The 19105-nt window shown below is 67.1% G+C and carries 16 protein-coding genes; 10 read left to right on the top strand and 6 right to left on the bottom strand.

Annotated elements, in window-relative coordinates:
- The first annotated feature begins 173 nt into the window (after positions 1 to 173).
- Positions 174 to 1703, top strand: a complete 1530-nt coding sequence (locus ACOGJB_RS05080; RefSeq protein WP_419839725.1) for an MFS transporter — start codon at positions 174 to 176, stop codon at positions 1701 to 1703.
- A 171-nt stretch (positions 1704 to 1874) separates the two neighbouring features.
- Here the strand turns inward: ACOGJB_RS05080 and ACOGJB_RS05075 are convergent, their stop codons facing one another.
- Positions 1875 to 4421 (bottom strand): DNA polymerase, encoded by a 2547-nt coding sequence (locus ACOGJB_RS05075; protein WP_419839724.1) that lies wholly within the window; start codon positions 4419 to 4421, stop codon positions 1875 to 1877.
- Between the two features lie 121 nt (positions 4422 to 4542).
- Between ACOGJB_RS05075 and ACOGJB_RS05070 the strand changes: the two genes are divergently transcribed.
- Positions 4543 to 4854, top strand: a complete 312-nt coding sequence (locus ACOGJB_RS05070; protein ID WP_419839723.1) for a HigA family addiction module antitoxin — start codon at positions 4543 to 4545, stop codon at positions 4852 to 4854.
- A 9-nt stretch (positions 4855 to 4863) separates the two neighbouring features.
- Here the strand turns inward: ACOGJB_RS05070 and ACOGJB_RS05065 are convergent, their stop codons facing one another.
- The 5 genes from ACOGJB_RS05065 to ACOGJB_RS05045 form a co-directional block, all read right to left on the bottom strand.
- Entirely contained in the window at positions 4864 to 5460 is a 597-nt protein-coding gene (locus ACOGJB_RS05065; protein ID WP_419839722.1) for a hypothetical protein, read from the bottom strand.
- A 74-nt stretch (positions 5461 to 5534) separates the two neighbouring features.
- Positions 5535 to 6725 (bottom strand): AAA family ATPase, encoded by a 1191-nt coding sequence (locus tag ACOGJB_RS05060; RefSeq protein WP_419839721.1) that lies wholly within the window; start codon positions 6723 to 6725, stop codon positions 5535 to 5537.
- A 75-nt stretch (positions 6726 to 6800) separates the two neighbouring features.
- Positions 6801 to 7871, bottom strand: a complete 1071-nt coding sequence (locus tag ACOGJB_RS05055; RefSeq protein WP_419839720.1) for an aminotransferase class IV — start codon at positions 7869 to 7871, stop codon at positions 6801 to 6803.
- A 266-nt stretch (positions 7872 to 8137) separates the two neighbouring features.
- Positions 8138 to 9664, bottom strand: a complete 1527-nt coding sequence (gene hpaE, locus ACOGJB_RS05050) for a 5-carboxymethyl-2-hydroxymuconate semialdehyde dehydrogenase (protein WP_419839719.1) — start codon at positions 9662 to 9664, stop codon at positions 8138 to 8140.
- A 60-nt stretch (positions 9665 to 9724) separates the two neighbouring features.
- Complete coding sequence (locus ACOGJB_RS05045; protein WP_419839718.1) at positions 9725 to 10684, bottom strand: helix-turn-helix domain-containing protein; 960 nt, start codon at positions 10682 to 10684, stop codon at positions 9725 to 9727.
- Positions 10685 to 10905: 221 nt separating this feature from the next.
- On the opposite strand from ACOGJB_RS05045, the gene ACOGJB_RS05040 reads away from it, so the two are divergent.
- Genes ACOGJB_RS05040 through ACOGJB_RS05005 form a run of 8 tightly spaced genes read left to right on the top strand, consistent with a single transcriptional unit; the run spans position 10906 to position 18911 of the window.
- A complete protein-coding gene (locus ACOGJB_RS05040; RefSeq protein ID WP_419839717.1) occupies positions 10906 to 11940 on the top strand; it encodes a carbon-nitrogen hydrolase family protein in 1035 nt (344 codons plus the stop codon).
- A gap of 24 nt (positions 11941 to 11964) precedes the next feature.
- A complete protein-coding gene (locus ACOGJB_RS05035) occupies positions 11965 to 12906 on the top strand; it encodes a phenylacetaldoxime dehydratase family protein (protein WP_419839716.1) in 942 nt (313 codons plus the stop codon).
- Complete coding sequence (locus tag ACOGJB_RS05030; RefSeq protein ID WP_419839715.1) at positions 12903 to 13532, top strand: ABC transporter substrate-binding protein; 630 nt, start codon at positions 12903 to 12905, stop codon at positions 13530 to 13532. Before ACOGJB_RS05035 ends, ACOGJB_RS05030 begins: the two co-directional genes overlap by 4 nt.
- Positions 13529 to 14269 carry an ABC transporter substrate-binding protein gene (locus tag ACOGJB_RS05025; protein ID WP_419839714.1) on the top strand — a complete coding sequence of 247 codons (741 nt, stop codon included), beginning with the start codon at positions 13529 to 13531 and terminating at the stop codon, positions 14267 to 14269. Before ACOGJB_RS05030 ends, ACOGJB_RS05025 begins: the two co-directional genes overlap by 4 nt.
- Before the next feature lie 15 nt (positions 14270 to 14284).
- On the top strand, positions 14285 to 15142 hold the full coding sequence (locus ACOGJB_RS05020; protein ID WP_419839713.1) for a branched-chain amino acid ABC transporter permease: 858 nt from the start codon (positions 14285 to 14287) through the stop codon (positions 15140 to 15142).
- On the top strand, positions 15129 to 16829 hold the full coding sequence (locus ACOGJB_RS05015) for an ABC transporter permease subunit (RefSeq protein WP_419839712.1): 1701 nt from the start codon (positions 15129 to 15131) through the stop codon (positions 16827 to 16829). Before ACOGJB_RS05020 ends, ACOGJB_RS05015 begins: the two co-directional genes overlap by 14 nt.
- Entirely contained in the window at positions 16826 to 17719 is an 894-nt protein-coding gene (locus ACOGJB_RS05010; protein ID WP_419839711.1) for an ABC transporter ATP-binding protein, read from the top strand. The genes ACOGJB_RS05015 and ACOGJB_RS05010 overlap by 4 nt, the downstream gene beginning before the upstream one ends.
- Complete coding sequence (locus tag ACOGJB_RS05005; protein WP_419839710.1) at positions 17628 to 18911, top strand: cytochrome P450; 1284 nt, start codon at positions 17628 to 17630, stop codon at positions 18909 to 18911. The genes ACOGJB_RS05010 and ACOGJB_RS05005 overlap by 92 nt, the downstream gene beginning before the upstream one ends.
- The last annotated feature ends 194 nt before the right edge of the window (positions 18912 to 19105 follow it).

Here is a 19105-nt window from a genome sequence, read left to right as displayed (position 1 = left end):
TGGGAAATCTCCTGGTTGCGTGTGAGCGAGTCTCGTGTCCGCCTTCGCGGACTGCGGGACGCGATGACGCTAGCCGCCGCCGTCGCGACGGCGGCAGGGGCGACTGGGAGCTTGTCGGCGAGGGCTTCCTCCCCGTTCAGCGGCGAAGCGGGCCGCTAGCGTCAATCCCCGGCATGACCGATTCGGCCTCCGAGATCGCGGCCCGTCGGAATTCGGCCGCTGTACCCGCTCCCGGCGCGACCCCAGCGACGAAGCGCGATGGGGCGCTCGCCGAAGATGCACGATCTGCCCACGCCACGCCGGCGACGGGCAGCCATGTTTCAGGCGCACTGCGGTCGCCCGGTGGCGCAGTCGGAACGGGCAGCAGCGCGGGCATGTTCACTTCGCTGCGTGTGCCGGCGTTCCGAGCGCTGTGGTGGAGCGGCGCATTCTCGTTCGTCAGCGTTCACATGCAGTTCCTGCTGCGCGGACTGCTGGCTTGGGATCTCACCGAACGAGAGGGAGCGCTCGGGCTCGTCTACCTTCCGTTCGGCGTCGCATTGCTGCTGGCCACGCCGCTGGGCGGGGTCGCGGCCGACCGTCTGTCCAAGCGGCGGCTGATGCTGGCGGGCCAGCTGATACTGACGCTCACCGCGGTCGGCATGGGCGTGGCGGTGGCAACCGGCACGATCAGTTTCTGGATGCTGCTCGTGGCTGCCGGCCTGCAGGGGCTGATGTTCGGGTTGATCGGACCCGCTCGCATCTCGATGACCACAGAGATTGTGGGTCGTGAACGAGTCGGCAATGCCATCACGCTGTCATCGCTGTCGATGAGCGGCAGTCGGCTCTTCGCCCCGTCGTTGGCGGGCACCCTGGCGGGCACTGCTTTGTTCGGATTTGCCGGCGCCTATTTCGTCTCGGCGACATGTGCCGCGGTCAGCCTTGTGCTCCTGCTGCCGCTTCCGGAGACTCGCGTTGTGGCGCCCGGTCGACCCGCGGCTGCAAGCCACGCAGCGTCAGACGTCGCTGCTGATGCCGAGATGTCCGTGCATTCGCGGCGTGGTGCCTTCGCCTCGGTGGCGTCCGCGTTAGGCAGCGCCCTGGCTGACATCGCCGAGGGCGTCCGCTATGTGGTCGGTCGACCGCGGCTCCGACGGGTGATTGTCGTCTCGACAACGGTAATCATGTTCGGCTTCAGCTACATCGTCTTCTTGCCAGCGCTTGTGGAGGGATTATTCGAACGCAGCGAAGCGGATGTGGGCTATCTCACCTCGGCAACAGCGGTTGGCGCGGTCGCCGCCGCAGCCATGCTCGCGAAGCGCGCCGATTCTTCGAGTGCACCGCAGCTCCTCGTGATTTCGGGATTCGGTTTCGGTGCCACCGTCATCGCCTTGGGCCTCTCGCCTTCCTATTGGGTCGCCATGGCGTTCGCCGCCGGCGTGGGCGCTGCCGCCACCGGTTTCATGACCTTGTCCCAAGTGCTATCGATGCGAGCAAGCGACGACGCACACCAAGGCCGGGTGCAGTCGTTGCTGCAGTTGGCCTTCGCGGCTTTTGCGCTCACTGCCACTCCGGCGGGCGCTCTGGCCGAGTTGGTCGGGCTGCGCACGGTGATCGCTGGCATGGGTGCCGCGGTGATCGTCGCCATGGCGGCCTATGTGCTCACGGGCCGACGCGAGAACCAATTTGCAGAGAACGGTGCCGTGGCAACGCGTGCCCGCTGAGGACCAGAGTCGGTAGGTGCGGTAGCGGGGCTTGACCTGCCGCAAGCGCGGGTATTCGTAGCCCCTTCGGCGACCTGCCCGCGCCGGTCCCAAGTCACCGACCTCAGCGAGATCTGCCCAGTCGCCTCGGGAACCGCCAGAGGGCCTCGCTTGGCGGGCGGCGGGATCAGGTCAGCCCACCTCGGTCAGGATCGAGGTTTCGGACAGGCTCGTGCGAATGTCGGTGTCGGCCACGGTGGGCACATCGGGGCACCAGTGTGACATCGCCGCTTCCAGCGTCGCCTTGACGTCGGCGGCGATTGCCGGGGCGTCAGGTTCGTCGCACTCGATGACGACGCTGTCGTGCACGGTTTGCACGGCATCTGCGGTCGGGTAACGGGCCAGCATCTCGCCGAGGCGTCCATATGCATCGAGCATCACGTCGGCCACGCCGCCTTGGATCGGCGCGTTGCGGTACGCGTTGGCCATCTGGCCGACCCGGGTGTGCAGCGCGCGCTGGAGCAGAAACTGCTGGTCGGCATCGCCCATCGCGACGCCCACCTCATCAATCACTGCGCGCCGCAGATGTCGCTGCTCGAGCACCTTCTCCACTGCTGGTCGCAGCAATCCTCCCACCGGAGCCGACGGGGGAGCGAGCTCGAATCGCTGAAGTACCCGGCGCCATACCGCTGCAGGGCGAGGCTTGGCCGAGCAACCGACCACGGCCGCGGCTTCGCCCAGCACCCAGTCCACCGAGAAGGTGAACTGCTGGCGACGGCCAGCCGGTGTCCGGGAGCTGAACGACAACGGAGCGCCGTCGGACCGCACGACCACCGGTGCCGCGAATGACAGCGCCCATGCCACCTCCGCGACGTTGACCTCTCGCAGGTCGATCTGCGGGCCCTGAGCGAATCGGCCAGCGTCGATCGCCTCTGCACGCTCCGCAGCGGCCACCGCTTCGTGGACCTCCTCGGCACTGTGATGCCGACGCTGCTGATTGCGCAGTGTCCGGCGGGCATCGTCAGTGCGCGGCCACAGGGCTCCCAAGCGCAACGACAGCGGCCAGTCGGCGTCCAGCGAGGTTGCCGCGAAGTGCCCGATGGATCGGTCACGCTCGTCGACCCATGCGGCGATCCCGGGGTACGCGGCGAGGTATGCCTCGATCAGCGCGTCCGCCTCGCCGCGGCTGGTGGGCACGCCGGCATCAGTCAGCCCGCGGGATAGCCCCGCGCCGCGCTGCCCGTACAGGATTCCGAAGTTGATGCGTTTGGCCTTCGTGCGGAATTCCTCGTAGCGGGGCCGGTCCAGCGCCGCCAGGCCCGCCGGACCGCCGAGCTGCACGCCGAACATCCGCTCCGCCGTGGCGGTGTGAATGTCGTGGCCCGCGATGAAGGCTGCCCGCAGGCCCTCGTCGCTGGCCAACTGTGTGGCGAATCGCAATTCCGCCTGACTGAGGTCGGAATACACGAAGGCCCGACCGGGCGGCGCCTTCATGTAGGGCTTGAGACGCGGGGTGAAGTTCTGCGCGTTCGGATTGCGGCTGGCCAGCCGGCCCGTGTTGGTGCCCACCACCTGCAGGTACTCCGGGTGGAGCCGACCATCGGGCCACAGGTGCTCAGACATCGTGCGGCCGTAGGTGCTGAGAGTCTTGGACAGATCGCGATACGCCAGGAGCGCCGTGCAGATGTCGCCGCCGATGCCCGCGAGCACCGACGCGCCGAGTGAGTCGGTGGGCGCCAACGGCCGGGCGCGGCCATCGGCCTTCAGCGTCCACGCTTCAACCCGGTCGGCTGCGAAGCGATTCAGCACATCACGTGCCTGCAATTCGCTGTCTGGATTCCAGTTCGGTTCGAGGCCGCCGCCGAACAGGTCGCCTTGACCGCCGCCGGTCAGCTCAGCGAGCTGTGTCAGCACCTCGGTTCGCCGGATCGCCAGCTCGGCCAGCTCGGCCTCCCACCCTCGTGCATCGAAGGGCAAGCCCGCCCGCTCCATGCGGTCCAGGAATGGCCGGGCCGACTGCTCCAGGCGGCATACCTCCTCCAGCCCAGCCTCCTGGAGGCGTTCGCGCAGGACGTCGGATACCCACAGCGTCTCGACGGCATCCGCCGCGGCGTAGGCCACTTGGCGGTCGTTCAACGGGCCATTGGCGCCGAATGACAACTGCGTCGTGGCCTTGCCCTCGACGCGCAGCCCCAGGTAGCGCTCGGCTGCCCAGGCCAGCCCGTGGAAGAAGCCGAACCCGGTCAGGCCCTGGTGCAGCAGGGCATCGGCAAGCTGCGCGTCCCACCAGCGCAGCGATCCGACGGCCGCTCCAGCCGCGATGGCCGGCTCCATGAGATGGGTGTCGATGACCCGATCGTCGAAGTTTGCATTCCAGGCATCCGACGCCAGATCCTGCACCCGGAGACCGTCGTGCAGTGCTGTGGCCAGTTCTGCCAGATCGTGCGTGGTGACGTCAACGACCCAAGCGCGTTCGGTGCCGTCGGGGGCACGGGTTGCCGCCGAGATCACCCGCAACTGCGGGACGTGGCCGCGTGCCGCCACACCGCGCGGCTCGTATTCGGTCTCGGTGTCGATCGCACGACTCACCGAGGCGGCCAGTGCATCGACGAAGTCGCCGAGCCCATCAGGACCCACCACGCTGACCGGCACATCGGCAGGATCCTTCGTCTGCACCGGGCGTGGATCGAGCCGTCGGGCATCGATTCTGCCGTCGGCGACATCGGCTGCGAGGTCCACGAGCGAACCCTAGGACGGCCCTGTCACAGCCACCGAACTGCCGTTAACGTGCCCGTTCAGCGAGACTGGTAGGTGGACGCAACCGACGCGAAGTGCGTCGACATCTACGGAGGAACCGGTCATGCCAATGCACGATCCGCCCCATCCCGGCGAGGTCATCAAGTCGGAGTGCTTGGAACCGCTCAGACTGACGGTCACGCAGGCGGCGCAGGGCTTGGGCGTGACCAGACAAGCGTTGTCGAGTCTCGTGAACGGCCGCAGCGGTGTGTCGACCGAGATGGCCTTCAGGCTGTCTGCGGCGTTCGGATCGTCGCCTGAGACGTGGTTGCGAATGCAGGTGTCCCACAACCTCTCGACGGCCCGCGAGCAGTTCGCGTCGCTGGAGGTGGAGCGCTTCTCGGACGCCTCGTGGGCAGTCGCGCCCCGCGCGTGATCAATGCAGTCACGGAACCGTCGCGCAGCACTCAGCAACCGAGTCGCGAAAGCGTTCGAACGAAGGGCTCAGGCCTGTCAGCGCCACCCCACTCTCGATAGCGGACGCGATGTGTTCGGCGATCCTCGGCGAGTCTGCTTCCGAGTACGCGTGCCTGCGGTCGCCCCTGCCTGTGCGCTCCCTGAGCTCCTCCTTCGGATTTGCCACTGCGTCCCAGTTGCGGCTTGATCGTTGAAGGGCGTCCTTCCAAACGGAAGGGCGAAGTTGCTCGGTGGCGTCGGGAAACAGCAACCACCACGCCTCAATCTCGTGGACCGGTACGACAGCGTGAGCATTGGGGAGGCCGGAATCGCGGAGTGCTGTTTCCGTCTCCTGTTGCAGCCTGCCTTGCGGGTCGTCGATGTCCGAATCCCGATGAACGAAGATGCACGCAACAGGTCGTTCGTTGCTGTACACAACATCGGCGATTCTGTCTGTCCATCCCAGTACGGACTGTTCCGATGCATCGCGCTGCAGCGACGTCGGTTCGCGGCGGGCTTGGATGCGTCCTTTGAGTTCAGGGCAGAGCGCTTCGATCAGGCGCTTGATGGCCTGGGTGTCATTCATGCCCTCGCCAAAGACGAGTACGACCGGAGCGCGACCACGTTTCGTGGGCCGAGAATTCTGAGCCACGTGATGCCTCAGTCCGGGACGCCGCCCAAGGCTCCGCTGAACCAGAGTTCACCAAGTCGCAGCTTGGACTTGACCTTGATGCGCATCAAATCATTCCTTGAAACCCTAGGTATCAGCGAAGCGCCGGTCTCGGAATCTCTATCGCAGACAACCAGTTCACTGGGCCGAAGTTGATTCACGAAGGTAGGTGCATGGGTGGTCACCAGCAGCTGCGTATGACGCGAAGCCGCCCTCATCCGCTCGACAAGCAAGTCAAGCGCATACGGATGTAAGCCGTGGTCTGCCTCTTCGATCGCCGTGAACGCTGGAGGATCGGGCTCATGCAGCGCGGTGAGCAAGGCGAGGAGCCTGACGGTCCCGTAGGACGCGTCCGCAAGCTCAATCGGCGAGCGCACACCCTTTTCGCGCAGTGTGACAACCATGCCCTTGCCGGGGCCCCCCATTGGCTGAAACTCAATTGCTTCTAACCCAGGAAGGCACTGTCTCATTTCACCTTGGAGGATCTCAAATGACTCGGGATCATTCTTGGACAAGCCATGCAGCGCCGGAGCGAGATTGCTCGCGTCGTCGGCGAGGCTGCCTGGGATGATCCGGGAAGGCTGGCGTGCAGCGTCTACATCGGGCTCAAGTACGCGAATATTCGAGAGGAACTCGGCGAGGAGTCGAATGCCCTCGCCTCCCTCGTTATCGGACCAATCAGGCAAAGTCGCCAATCCGGTGGCCTGTCGGCTGGCGAGTTCTCTTGTTCGTGAAGGAGCCTCATCGACATCGTCCCTTCGAAATTCGACCTTCCGTCCCGTGACAGTGATCCGCCGACCTTGGCCCTTGGTGCGCTTGAAAGCAAACGACTCTTCGCGGCTCAGCAATCCCCGAGGGGTTTGATAGAAGGAGAGTCGGTAATCGTCAGGTGCATTTGCACTTGCATGGCGCGTTACGATTCCTTGGATTCCCAAAGTCACACGCGATCGCGAGGGACGGCCATCCTGACGTCTGACGAAGTCATATCCGCCCCAGTCATCAACAGCTGCTGCGAGATCAAACCGGACGGTCGAGGCCAAGAAACGAAGGACGTTGAGAATGTTGGTCTTGCCGGAGCCGTTGGGTCCTACTAGGACCGTAAGTGGATCGAGCGACAGCGAGACGTCAGCGAGCGAGCGAAATCCCCTCGCCGTCAATTTCGTGAGCATCGGATTGGCCATGTCGAGTCCTCGAGGGCTCAGCCACGCAGCTGCCGGGATCGGATTGGCAGGTATGCGAACGGTACAGGGAACGAGCTACCGGTACGGCACCGCAATGAAGTCGTCGGACGAGCCGGTGCCTGAGGCGGTCTCGGCCTCGATGAGCTCGTGCAGCCGTTTCGCCACCGGTCCGACCGTGCCGTCGCCGATCGGGGCGCCGTCCCACTCGACCACTGGGAACACGTGGGTATCGCCGCCCGACATGATCAGCTCGGCACCGCGGCGTGCCTCGTCGGCCCGCAGCGGCCGCTGCTCCACGCTTGCCAGCAGGCCTTCGTCGCACAACGGCCCTCGGGCCAGGTCGAGCAGCCGGCGCATGGTTATGCCGTGCAGGATGCCCTCGAATGGGGGCGTGACGAACACGCCGTCATTGCTCACGCTGCACACGTTCAGCACGCACGCCTCGGCGATGTAGCCGTCGTCGTCCACGATGATGCCGAACGTACCGCCGCCGTCGGCTGCCTCCAGGTGGGTCAGCACGTTGAGCAGGTAGTTGTTCGACTTGATCTGGGCGAGCAGCGGCGGCTTTTGAGGTGTCTCGCGCACCGTCGCTTCGCGGAAGCCGTCCCTCATCGGATCGAAGCTCCCGGCGCCGAACCCCATTGGGTCGAGCACGACGCAGTAGAAGCATGGCTCCTCGCATTCGGCGGGCATGAACGAGAAGCCGCCGGGTCCGGGCGTCAGCCAGTATCGGACGATGCCGTCGCGGGCGCCCGAGGCAGCAGCCGTATCGGCCACCATCTGCATGAGCTCGCTTTGAGACCACGGAACCCGAAGGCGCGCGCCCACAGCGCTCGCAAGCAGCCGGTCGATGTGGATGCCGAGCCGGTACAGCCGGCCGTTCACCAGCGAGCAGGTGTCGAAGACCCCGTGGCCCCGGTGAACCATGTGATCGTCGAGCGGCACGGTCATGACGGTGGGATCGGTGACGACGCCGCCGAGGTATGAGCTGAACATTGCGTAGCAGCCACGCTTGTCGCGACGCTTGTCCGCCATGCGCTCGACGGCTTCGGCAGCGCTCAGTACCCGTTGGGCAGGACGCAGGCTCGCGTTCGGCTCGCCCGACGTGGCGGCGTCGCCGTTCCCAGAGACCGTCCGCAACGCCACATGTCGATACTACGTGGACTGCCTTGTCCGGCTCAGGTTGATGCCGTAGCAGCGGCACGTCGCAGCCACGCTCCCGGAGACTTCCTCGGCGTGGCGAAGCACCGCCAGGCGATGCCCGATCTCGCATTGCTGCTCTCAATCGACCATCAGGACCTCCTCTCAAGAGAAACCCTGAATGCCAGCAGCCTCCATCAGCATCAGATCTAGGTTCACGGAGGAGCCCCTATGCGCTCTTATCCGGCCGGCATCTGCCGAGCGAGGCTCGATCAGCCGACGAGCTTGGGGATGTCGTGGGTGTCGTATGCGACGGCCACGTTCTTGGTCTCGGTGTAGAAGTCGAGGCTCCAGTCGCCGCCGTCGCGCCCGATGCCGCTGCGCTTGGTACCGCCGAAGGGGGTGGGCAGGTGGCGGACGTTGTGAGAGTTGACCCACACCATGCCGGCGTCGACCGCGTCGGCCATCCGGTGTGCCCGGCCCACATCGCTTGTCCACACGTAGGCGGCCAGCCCGTAGTCGGTGTCGTTGGCGAGGGTCACCGCATCGGCTTCGTCGTCGAAGGCGATGACGGTGAGTACCGGTCCGAAGATTTCCTCGCGGGCGATGCGCATGTCGTTGGTGGCCCCGGCGAACAGCGTTGGGGCCACGTAGTTGCCGCCGCGGGGTGCGCCGTCCCAGCCGGTGCCCTGCATCACGGTGGCGCCCTCGGTCTCGGCGAGCTCGATGTAGCTTCGCACCTGGTCGCAGTGGCGCGGATGGATCAGCGGGCCGATCACGGTGGCGGGGTCGAGGGGATTCCCGATGCGGATGCTGTCGAGCTGGGCCGCCAGCCGCCGGGTGAATTCGTCGTGAATGCTGCGGTGCACGAGCAGGCGGCTCGAACTGGTGCAGCGCTCGCCGTTGAGGCTGTAGATCATGAACAGCACCGCGTCGAGGGCCCGGTCGAGGTCGGCATCTTCGAACACGATCACCGGGTTCTTGCCGCCGAGCTCGAAGTGGAGCCGCTTGAGGGTGGCAGCCGACTGCGCCTGGATGGCCGAGCCTGTCGCGGACTCTCCGACGAACGCGATCGCCGCGATGTCGGGGTGCTCTGTCAGTGCCCGCCCGGCGGTCTCGCCCGTGCCGTGCACGACGTTGAGCACCCCCGAGGGCAGTCCCGCCTCCAGCGCCGTCTCAGCCAGCAGGCAGGCGGTGAGGGGGCTCCACTCCGCCGGCTTGTGCACCACGGTGCAGCCCGCTGCCAAGGCGGGGGCGATCTTCCAGGTGGACAGCATGAACGGCGTGTTCCACGGTGTGATGACCCCCACCGGGCCGATGGCGCGGCGGCCTGTGTAGTTGAGGTGGTGCGCTGAGGGCAGCGCCAGCCCGTCGGATGCGCCCGGCGCCTGGTCGGCGAAGTACCGGAAGTTCTCCGCTCCCCGCAGCGCGGCCGACGACATGAACCGGATGGCTTGGCCGGTGTCTGTCGACTCGACCACCGCTATCTCGTCGGCCCGGGCCTCGACGGCGTCGGCCACTGCGTGCAGGATCCGCTTGCGCTGGCTGCCCGGCGTGGCGGACCACTCCTCGAAGCTGTCGCGGGCCGCAGAGGCGGCTGCGTCGATGTCGGCGGCGTCGCCGGCGGCCACGTCTCCGAGGTGTTTGGCGTCGATGGGGGACAGGTTGGGGAACGTCGAGCCTGAAGCGCTGGCAGCGGGCACACCGCCGATGAGGTGCAGCGTGGGCGCGGCCGCGAAACGGGCAAGGTACAGGCGGCTGGCGGCGAGGTTCGCGGCGAAGCTGGCTGGAGGGCGCATTGGTCCGGAAGGGCGCGCCGTCTTGGTGTGTGCAGTCACGAGCTCGTCCGATTCCGGCGGTCAGGTGCGGGTCGATCCCGCCTGCTTCACCTGTTTCGGGGAGACGCCGTAGGCCTGGGTGAAGCGGCTCCAGAAGTGGGCTGAGGTCTTGAATCCGTTCTTGTGCGCGATCTCGGTGATCGTGCTGGCCGCGGTCGAGGGACTGAGCAGGTCGTCCCTGCATCGGGCGAGGCGGCGCTTGATCAGGTACTCGTTCATCGTCATGCCGTGCTCTTTGAAAATGGCCTGCAGGTAGCGCAGCGACACTCCGATCGACGAGGCGATCCGGGCGGGGGTGAGGTCGGGGTCCGATGCGTACGCGTTCATGTAGGTGCACGCTCTCAGGAAGTGCTTGGTGCGCTTGGCGTTGGGGCTTCCGTCGTCGCCGAAACGGTCGGCGAGCGCCACTCCGAGAAGGTCCAGCGCGCTCGTGGCCAGCTGACGCGACACGGCGCTCTCTTGGCGAAGCGCCAGCGGCTCCAGCGAACGCAGGAACACCGACACCGGGGCGGTGACCGTGGTGTCGGTGGACATCCGCATCGCTGTCAACCGCTCGGGCGAAGGGCATCGCTCCATCAGGAACTGGCGGTCGAATTGGAACACGAGCATCTCGAACTGCTCGCGCATGATGAGGTCGTAGGGGCGGGTCGCGTCGTACAAGGCGAAGTCGCCGGGATCGAGCACTGCTTGGCGGTCGTCCTGCTGGATGACGGCGTTGCCTCGGAGCTGCACTGAGACCAGCACTTCGTCGCGGGGCTCCTCGTTGATGAACCTGGTGGAGCGCTGCACTGCGTGGGGTTCGGCGCGGACGCGGCTGAGGGTCAGGGGACCGAGATCAGCGCTCGCGATCTCGGCTCTGAAGGGCAGCTCGGACGGCAGCGTCTCGGCCTCGAGACGTACGAACGCCGTGCAGATCACCTCGTGCCAGAAGTCGAACCGCTCCTTGGCCGATACCGAGTCGGTTGTCACTGCGATGCTCATGTCGCACCCCACCGCTGGCTGGCGCGCCGACGAACAAGAGACTAAGCGCAGCGAGGACCGGCAGAGCCCCCACGAGCAGCATGTGCGCTGTCAGGAAAGCAACTGCACGCTCACAGGGAAGGATCGGCCGTCCCTCGCTCCATACGTTGCCTAGTGCCGAGGCACAAACCGCTGCGGACGTCCGACGTCCGGAGCCCGACCACACCCCGGGAGTGCTGACCGTGAGCGCTGAGGGCCCATACAAGGTGGCAGCCGTGCAGGCCGAGCCGTGCTGGCTCGACGCCGAAGCCGGAGTCGACAAGGCGACCGCCCTGATAGCGGAAGCCGCCTCCAGCGGCGCCCGGCTGGTCGCCTTCCCCGAGCTGTGGATCCCCGGCTATCCGCACTTCCTGTGGCTCGACGCCCAGGCCTTGGGCATGCGGTTCGTTCCCGAATATCACGCCAACTCGATCGTGATCGGCGACGCCAGGTTCGACCGTCTGGCGCAGGCCGCCGCTGAGAACGAGATCACGGTCGTGATGGGGGCCAGCGAGAAGGACTTCGGCTCGCTGTACATGGCCCAGTTCATCTTCGGCTCCGACGGAGAGGTCCTGTTCACCCGCCGCAAGCTCAAGCCCACCCATGTCGAGCGGGCCATGTTCGGCGAAGGCGACGGAAGCCATCTCCACGTCCTCGATGTGCCCGGGGTGGGCCGGCTCGGCGCGCTCAACTGCTGGGAGCACCTTCAGCCGCTGACCAAGTTCGCGATGTACAGCCAGGGCGAGCAGGTCCACGTGGCCAGCTGGCCCTCCTTCTGCCTGTACCGCGGCGGCGCCCACGCCCTCGGGATGGAGGTCAACATGAACGCCACTCAGCTCTATGCGGTGGAGGGCTCGAACTTCGCTCTTGCGGCCACCACCGTCACGGGTCCCGCGGGCATGGAGCTGTTCTGCGACAACGACCAGCACGCCGCTCTGCTCGGCGGCGGCGGGGGCGGATGCAGCCGCGTCTACGGGCCCGACGGCTTGCTGATCTCTGATCTGCTGGACGAGCACGCCGAGGGGATCGTCTACGCCGAGATCGACCTGTCTGCCATAGCGATCTCGAAGATGGCCGCCGATCCCAGCGGCCACTATTCGCGTCCAGACGCCACCCGGCTCCTGTTCGACAAGCGGCCCCAGCCAGCGGTCGAGATCGTCGGCGAGCCCGAACCGTCGGCACCGGCTCTTGCCGCTGCGGGGACCGCCGACGGCGCGCCTGTGCGGCCCGCCGACTGAGCCCCGAGGCGAGAGGGTCCCGCGATGACCGCCAGTCGGCCCGAGGGCCATGTGCCCAGCGTTCCGGCCTGGAGCGCCGTCGATCTGCCCGAGCGCACCGCTTTCTCGATGATCTCGGTGTGGAGCGGCGTCGACGCTGCGGCCGTCGAGGAACTCAAGACAGACCTGACCAGCGGCGACGACACTCCCGACCACCTCGAGCGGGCCCGCCTCGTCAACACCGACGACCAGGTGGCGGTGTTCCTTGGCTATTGGACCGATCCGGAGTCGCACTCTCGGTGGTGCCGACGCGCCCGGGCTCTGAGCCGGCGCGGGGTGATGTCCGAGACAGCGGTCATCCCCGCCGAGCGCTGGGAGACCCTTCACTCCACCGAGGAGACGACCCCGGGGGTCCGCAACCTGCTGGCGGCCGAGCTCACCGACGTCCACGAGTACTGGGGCGCGGCCCGCGACCGCATACCGGCCAGCGCCAAGGACGATTTGGCGTCGGAGCCGGCGGAGCCGCTGCCCGGGAACCTGTGCCTGATCCGGTCGGGTCAGGTCTGGGGGCGCTGCGGGGACCGGGAACGGTCTCTGTACTTTTCCGACGTCGAGCCCAACCTGTCCGCCGGAATCGACTTCCTGGCCGAGCATCCCGAGACGGGCTGCATATCGAGCCGCTTCCTCCGAGAGCAGACCATCGACGGCGAGGACCTCGAGTCCACGAGCTTCGTGGGCTGGTTCCGCGACCTCAGGTCGCTGGAGGACTGGTCGAAGTCGCACCCGACGCACCTGGCCATCTTCGACTCGTTCCTGTCGATGGTCGCCGACCTCGGCTTCGAGATCGAGCTTCGGCTGTGGCACGAGGTGGCCGTGATACCCGCCGGAGGCGTCCGCCTCGCTGGGACGGAGGCCTCCCCGCTGGCAGGCGCACCGTCAGCCGTGCCCTCACAAGCCACCTACCGAAAGTCCCAAGGAGGACCATGATGAGACTCAATCCACGGCCGAGGCTGATGGCCTGGGCCGCCGCGGGGCTCGCGCTGTGCCTGCTCGCTGCTTCGTGCGGCGCCGACGAGGACGGCGCGCCCTCACAGGACACAGCGCCGGCCGCCGAGTCGGACGACACAGCCGAGCCCGTCAGCGAGACCTCCACCGAGTCCAGCGACGCGACCCCAGATGGCGCGACCGATGACGTCGGCGACAGCGAGCCCGTCGGCACGACGGCAGCGGTCTCGGAGGAACCCGACGGCGAGTCCGCGGCGGCCGACGGAGAGCCGATCAGGGTCGGCAACGTGAGCTCCCTTACCGGCGGCGCGCTCTTTCCTGAAGCGTCGGCTGCGGCCAAGGCCGTGTTCGACCGGGTCAACGACCGAGGCGGCATCAGCGGGAGGCCTCTGGAGCTGATTGTCGAGGATGACGGCGGCGCTCCCGAAGGTGCCGCTGCCGCGGCCCGCAAGCTCGTCGAGCAGGACAACGTCGTCGCGCTCGTCGGGTCGGCGAGCGTGCTCGAATGCGCAGTGAACTCGGGCTTCTATGCCGAGCAGGGCGTGTACTCGATCCAGGCACCGGCGTGGACCCGCTGTGCTTCTTGTCCTCGAACATCTCCCCGGTGAACACTGGGCCCTTCGCGGGCATCACCGTCTCGCTGTACTACGCGTCGGAGACGCTGGCACTGGAACGGGTCTGCAACATCAACCTGTTCGTCATCCCGGACCTCGCGCCGGCGTTCGACGCGGCGGTGGCCCGCTGGGAGTCCATCACCGGCAAGTCCCTGACGTTCCGGGTCAAGGCCGCCACGCTGCAGGACGACCCGACGCCGCTCATGCTGCAGGCCCGCGACGCCGGCTGCCAGGCAGTGGTCATCGACGGCGTCGAGCCGCACGCCGTCGCCGTGGGACGAGCCATCGACGCCCAAGGTCTCCACGACATCGTGTGGGTCGGGCTCACGTCGTACTACACCGACTCCATCGCCTCACAGCTGGGAAGCGCCGGCAACGGGCTCCAAGCCAACTCAGAGTTCGAGCCCTACGGCTCGGACTCGCCCGCACTCGACGACTGGAAGTCTCTGATGGCCACCGCGGACGTGCCGCTTACATCGTTCGCTCAGGGCGGCTACCTGGCGGCCACGATCTTCGTCGAGGCCCTGCGGGGCATCGAAGGGGAGATCAACCGCGAGTCGGTGGCCGAGGCAATGCGCAGCCTCAAGCCCTATCAGACTCCGCTGCTCGGCACGCCCTACACCTTCGGTCCCGGCGACGCCCACGCCCCGAACCAGGCGTCGAAGTTCGTGGAGCTGCGCGACGGGCGGTGGGTGACCGCGGCCGACGAATGGGTGATACTGCCCCGCTGAGCTGCAGGGCCGGCCGTGCTCACCTTGGTCGTCGCCGGACTCGCGGCGGGAGGCGCCTACGCCATCTTGGGCGTGAGCATCGTCGTCCTGCACCGCATGGCCGGCGTGGTGAACTTCAGCCAAGCGGTGGTAGGCGCATTCGGCGCCTACTTCGCCGCAGCAGCGGTCGAGCGTGGCTGGGGCCTGCTGTGGGCGGCCGCGGCCGGAATCGCCGTGTCCTGCGCACTGTCCACAGCAATCGGGCTGTTGTTCGCCCGCCTGTTCGGCGAAGCGGGAGCCGCTGTGCGCACCGCCGCCATGATCGCCACCACGGTGGGGCTGTTCGCTGCGGGATTCCGCCTCTTCGGCGACACGCCCCGAGCGGTGCCCGTGATCCTTGCGGGCGCATCGGCATCGATCGGCGGCGTCGTGGTCACCGCGGCGACCGTGATCGTGGTGGCGATCGCGTTGGCGACGGTGCTGGCGATGGGCTGGGTCCTCGGCTCGACAAGGGTGGGCATCCAAGTGCGAGCGATCTCAGAGCGGCCCATGGTGGCCGAGCTGCTCGGAGTCCCGCTGTTCGCGCGGACCGCGCTCGTGTGGGGCTTCACCGGCTTCGTGTCCTCGGCGGGGATGCTCATCGTCGCGTCCAACCTTCCCGGCAGCTTCTCCAGCCTGGGATTCCTCATCTTCCCCGCCATGGCCGCCGCCCTCATCGGGGCCTTCCGCAGTCTCGGGCTGGCCTTCGTCGGAGGCATCTCAGTGGGCGTGGTCGAAGCGGTGTCCTCGTACCGCGAAACGTGGTCGGAGTTCCGAGGCGCGGTCCCGTTCCTGATCGCGGCAGCAGTGCTGCTGTGGACGCAGCGCAAAGAGGTCTGGGATGCGGCGCGCTGACGTCGCCGCTGCCGCGGCGTACTGCGGCGCGGTGCTGGCCGTGTCGCAGCTGGCCGGGCCGTTCTGGCTGTTCCTGCTGACCAGCGCCGTGATCACAGCAGTCGTCGCGGTGAGCGTGGGCGTGATCTACGACAACGCCGGTCTGCTGTCTCTGTGCCAGATGACCTTCGCCGGCATAGGGGCGTGGACGGTCGGCTGGCTGAATCTCAAGACGAGCCTCCCGTACCTGGCGATGCTCCCGTTCGCCGCTGCGGTGCCCTTCGCGGCCGGCGTGGCCATCGGCATCCCCGCGCTGAGGCTGCGCGGCCAGAACCTGGCGGTGTTCACCTTGGTGTTTAGCGCGGCGGTGGCCAGAGTGCTGTTCGCAGACGGCTTTCCGGGCCTGATCGAGGGCAATCGCGTCAACCCGCCGGGCTTCGCGGACAGCGACGCCGGCTTCTTCCTGCTCTGCGCGGGCGTGCTGGGCGTCATAGCGGCAGCGGTCACCGCGCTGCGACGCACGAGCACGGGCCGGTGGTGGTTCTCGGTGCGCCACAGCGAGAGGGCCACCGCCGCGATGGGCCGCAGCGTCGTCGTCACCAAGATCTCCGCCTTCGCGGCCAGCGCCGCCATCGCCGGTGTAGGAGGGGCCTTGCTGCTTGCTCTCAACGGCATCGTGAGCGGGGCCAGCTTCCAGCCGATCGAGTCAATGACAATCCTGACGTCGGCGCTCATATTCGGGGCGGGGCACTTCGAGGGTGCGCTGCTCACCGGACTGTTCGGCCAGCTCATCCCCAACTTCTTGAGCGATGTCGGGCTCCCCAGAGACATCGCGCCAATACTCTTCGCGGTCGGGGGAGTGTTCGCTCTGAGCCGCGGCGAGGGCGGACTCTCGGCTGCGGTGCGAGCCGCGGTCCGCAAGCCGTCAGCCAGGCGCGGCGCCGGCCAAGCCGAGGCCGGCTCTACATCGGTTCGGCCTCCTGCGACGGCGCGACGCCGAGCCGCGGGCGGCGGCACCGTGCTCGACATCCGGCAGGTGTCGGTGAGCTACGGCGCGGTCAAGGCGCTGCACGACGTCAGCCTGTCCGTTCCCGAGGGAGGCATCTACGGGCTGATCGGCCCCAACGGTGCGGGCAAGTCGACGCTGGTGGACGCTCTGAGCGGATTCGTGACCGGCCACGACGGACGCTTTCTTCTCGACGGAGAGGACATAACTGCGCTCCCGCCCCGGGTACGCGCCGTGCGGGGCCTCAGGCGGACCTTCCAGCAGGGCCACACGCCGCGGGACCTGACCGTCGGCGGCTACCTCGCGCTGTGCGCGACGCGACAGAGCACTTCGGTCGCAGAGGCGCTCGACTGGTTCTCGCTTCCCTCGGCGCAGACCTCCATCTCGGCCCTTGACGTGGGAACGCGGCGGGTCCTCGAGGTGTGCGGTGCGCTGATGCCGTGCCCGAGGATCGTGCTGCTCGACGAGCCGACCGCCGGTCTCGCTGGACCCGACAGGGAGGCATTCGTGGACTCCTTGACGGTGGTCACTGCGCGCTTGGAAATAGCTGTCCTGCTGATCGAGCACGACATCGACGTGGTGCTCGACTTGTGCGACTCGGTCGCCGTGCTCGACTTCGGCGAGCTGATCGCGGCCGGCTCGCCTCGGGACGTACTCCGTGATCCCAAGGTCGTGGCCGCCTACCTGGGTGCAGAGAAATGACCTCGGCCGAGCAGCACGAGGAAGCGGACCCCGGAGTTCCGCGCCCTGCGGTCCTGCGAGTGGAGGGCCTGCGAGTCGACCGGCTCGGCCAGCCAGTGGTCAGAGGAGTCGACCTGTCGGTGGCGCCCGGCGAGGTGACAGTGCTTCTGGGCGCCAACGGCGCGGGCAAGTCGACTCTGCTGGACGGAATCAGCGGCGTGGTGATCCCCAGCGCAGGCCGAGTGGTGCTGGGCGGCGAGGACATCACGCAGTCATCGCGGCGGCGCAGATTCCGGGCGGGACTCTCCTATGTCCAGCAGGGGCGAATGGTGTTCGAAGGACTGACCGTCGAGGAGAACTTCCTGGTGACTGCGGGCCGCGCCGAGCTGAGTCCCGCCTTTGAGCTCTTCCCCGAACTCAAGGCCAGGTCGTCGACCCCAGCCGGACTTCTCTCAGGCGGCGAGCAGCAAATGGTCGTGCTGGGCAGAGCGGTGGTGCGAGAGCCCCGCGTACTGATGATCGACGAGCTGTCGCTGGGGCTTGCGCCCGCAGTCATCGACCGGATGCTGCAGGCCGTAGAGCACATGGCCAGCTCCGGCATCGGGCTGCTGCTCGTGGAGCAGTTCGCCGACCGGGCACTGAACTCGGGGACAGAGCGGTGGTCATGGCTCGCGGTGAAATCGCGCTGCGGGGCGCGGCGTGGCAGATTCAGCAGCAGCCCGACCGGCTGCGCTCCGCCTACCTGCGAGCCGAGAGCCCCGACCTCTCCGCCGACAGCGGCCTCGGGCCGCCCGCGGCCGACAACGGGAGCAGCCGCTCATGAGCGAGAACACCTACCACCAGCAGCCCGCCGAGATCCCGCAAGCGCCGGCGGGGTGCCCTGTGCACCGCACGTGGAGCCCGCTCGATGACGGCTATCTCGCCGACCCCTACCCCATCGCGTCGGACCTGATGTCCGCTCACCCGGTTTTCTATGCCCCCGAGGTGGGCTGTGTGGTCGTCACCGAGATGGCCGACATCGAAGCCGTGTTCTCGGACCACGAGACGTTCGCGTCGACGAACGTTCAGGATCCGGTGTACCCGCTGTCGCCCGAAGCGACAGCGATCCTCTCGGCGGAGGACTTTGACCCCGTCGCGGTGATGTCGAATCGACCCGAGCCGGACCACGGACGCATTCGACGCCACACCCGCCGAGGGTTCTCGAATCGCAGAATCAGGTCCCTGGAGCCGTACATCCGCCGCCGCAGCCACGAGCTGATCGACGACATGATCGCCGCAGGCCCGCCGACGGAATTCGTCTCATCATTCGCGTTCCCGCTGCCGGGCGAGACGATCTTCCGCTTCATCGGATTCCCCGAGAGCGACGACGAGATGCTCAAGTCGTGGTGCGGCGACCGCAAGGCCTTCTCCTGGGGACGCCCCACCTCGGCCGAGCAAGTCGAGATCGCCGAGAACATGCTGGCCTACTGGAGATACTGCCGGGACTTCACTGCGCACAAGCGCCGCCGCCGCGGCGACGACTTCGCGTCCGAGTTGATCGACGCTCACGAGGCCAACCCCGACAAACTGAGCTACCGCGAGGCCGAATCAGTGATCTACGGTCTGTCCTTCGCAGGCCACGAAGCGGTCACCGCGCTCGTCTGCAACACGCTGCTCTGTCTGCTGCCTCGTCGCGATGCATGGGACGCGATCCGCGACGATCACACGCTCATAGCCAATGCCGTCGAGGAAGTCCTGCGGTTCAACTCGAGCCAGATCTCGTGGCGACGCATCGCCACCCGCGACACCGCCATCGCGGGCGTCGACGTGCCGGCGGGCACGGCGATCTTCTTGAACTTCGCCTCAGCCAACCGACAAGAGAGCATCTTCTGTGACCCCGACAGCTTCGACATCCGCCGCCCCAACGCAGGCCGGCACATCTCCTTCGGCAAGGGTGTCCACTATTGCCTGGGAGCCAATCTCGCCAAACTCGAGGCCCAGACAGTCACCGAGATCCTCTCCCGACGTCTGCCGTCGCTGGAACTCGCCGCGACCGGCAAAGATCTCGACTACTTCCCCAACATCACCTTCCGCGGACCCGCCGAACTGCATCTGACCTGGTGAGAGGCACGTCGTGCGAACGAACCGGCACGCCCAGCACAAGCCTGCGATCACTCATAAGCGCAGTCTCCCCAGATTGGCTTCACATTCGGCTCTGCGACGCTGTGACCAGCACGAACACCTGCCGTCGGGTCGCGCCAAGGACCCAAGATTCGGCACGAATCGGCTCGCAGGGGACACCAGCGGAGTCTCGACGC

It is taken from the genome of Candidatus Poriferisodalis sp. (genome assembly GCF_965208895.1).
Taxonomy (GTDB): Bacteria; Actinomycetota; Acidimicrobiia; order Acidimicrobiales; family Poriferisodalaceae; genus Poriferisodalis.
The sequence above is the reverse complement of the archived record's forward strand: the minus strand, read 5'-3'. Positions and strand labels throughout refer to the sequence as shown.

Coding starts and splice junctions, on each gene's coding strand:
- ACOGJB_RS05080 (WP_419839725.1), top strand. CDS start 174: ATGACCGATTCGGCCTCCGAGATCGCGGCCCGTCGGAATTCGGCCGCT.
- ACOGJB_RS05070 (WP_419839723.1), top strand. CDS start 4,543: ATGCCAATGCACGATCCGCCCCATCCCGGCGAGGTCATCAAGTCGGAG.
- ACOGJB_RS05065 (WP_419839722.1), bottom strand. CDS start 5,460: ATGAATGACACCCAGGCCATCAAGCGCCTGATCGAAGCGCTCTGCCCT.
- ACOGJB_RS05060 (WP_419839721.1), bottom strand. CDS start 6,725: ATGGCCAATCCGATGCTCACGAAATTGACGGCGAGGGGATTTCGCTCG.
- hpaE (WP_419839719.1), bottom strand. CDS start 9,664: ATGCGCCCTCCAGCCAGCTTCGCCGCGAACCTCGCCGCCAGCCGCCTG.
- ACOGJB_RS05045 (WP_419839718.1), bottom strand. CDS start 10,684: ATGAGCATCGCAGTGACAACCGACTCGGTATCGGCCAAGGAGCGGTTC.
- ACOGJB_RS05035 (WP_419839716.1), top strand. CDS start 11,965: ATGACCGCCAGTCGGCCCGAGGGCCATGTGCCCAGCGTTCCGGCCTGG.
- ACOGJB_RS05030 (WP_419839715.1), top strand. CDS start 12,903: ATGATGAGACTCAATCCACGGCCGAGGCTGATGGCCTGGGCCGCCGCG.
- ACOGJB_RS05015 (WP_419839712.1), top strand. CDS start 15,129: ATGCGGCGCGCTGACGTCGCCGCTGCCGCGGCGTACTGCGGCGCGGTG.
- ACOGJB_RS05010 (WP_419839711.1), top strand. CDS start 16,826: ATGACCTCGGCCGAGCAGCACGAGGAAGCGGACCCCGGAGTTCCGCGC.
- ACOGJB_RS05005 (WP_419839710.1), top strand. CDS start 17,628: ATGAGCGAGAACACCTACCACCAGCAGCCCGCCGAGATCCCGCAAGCG.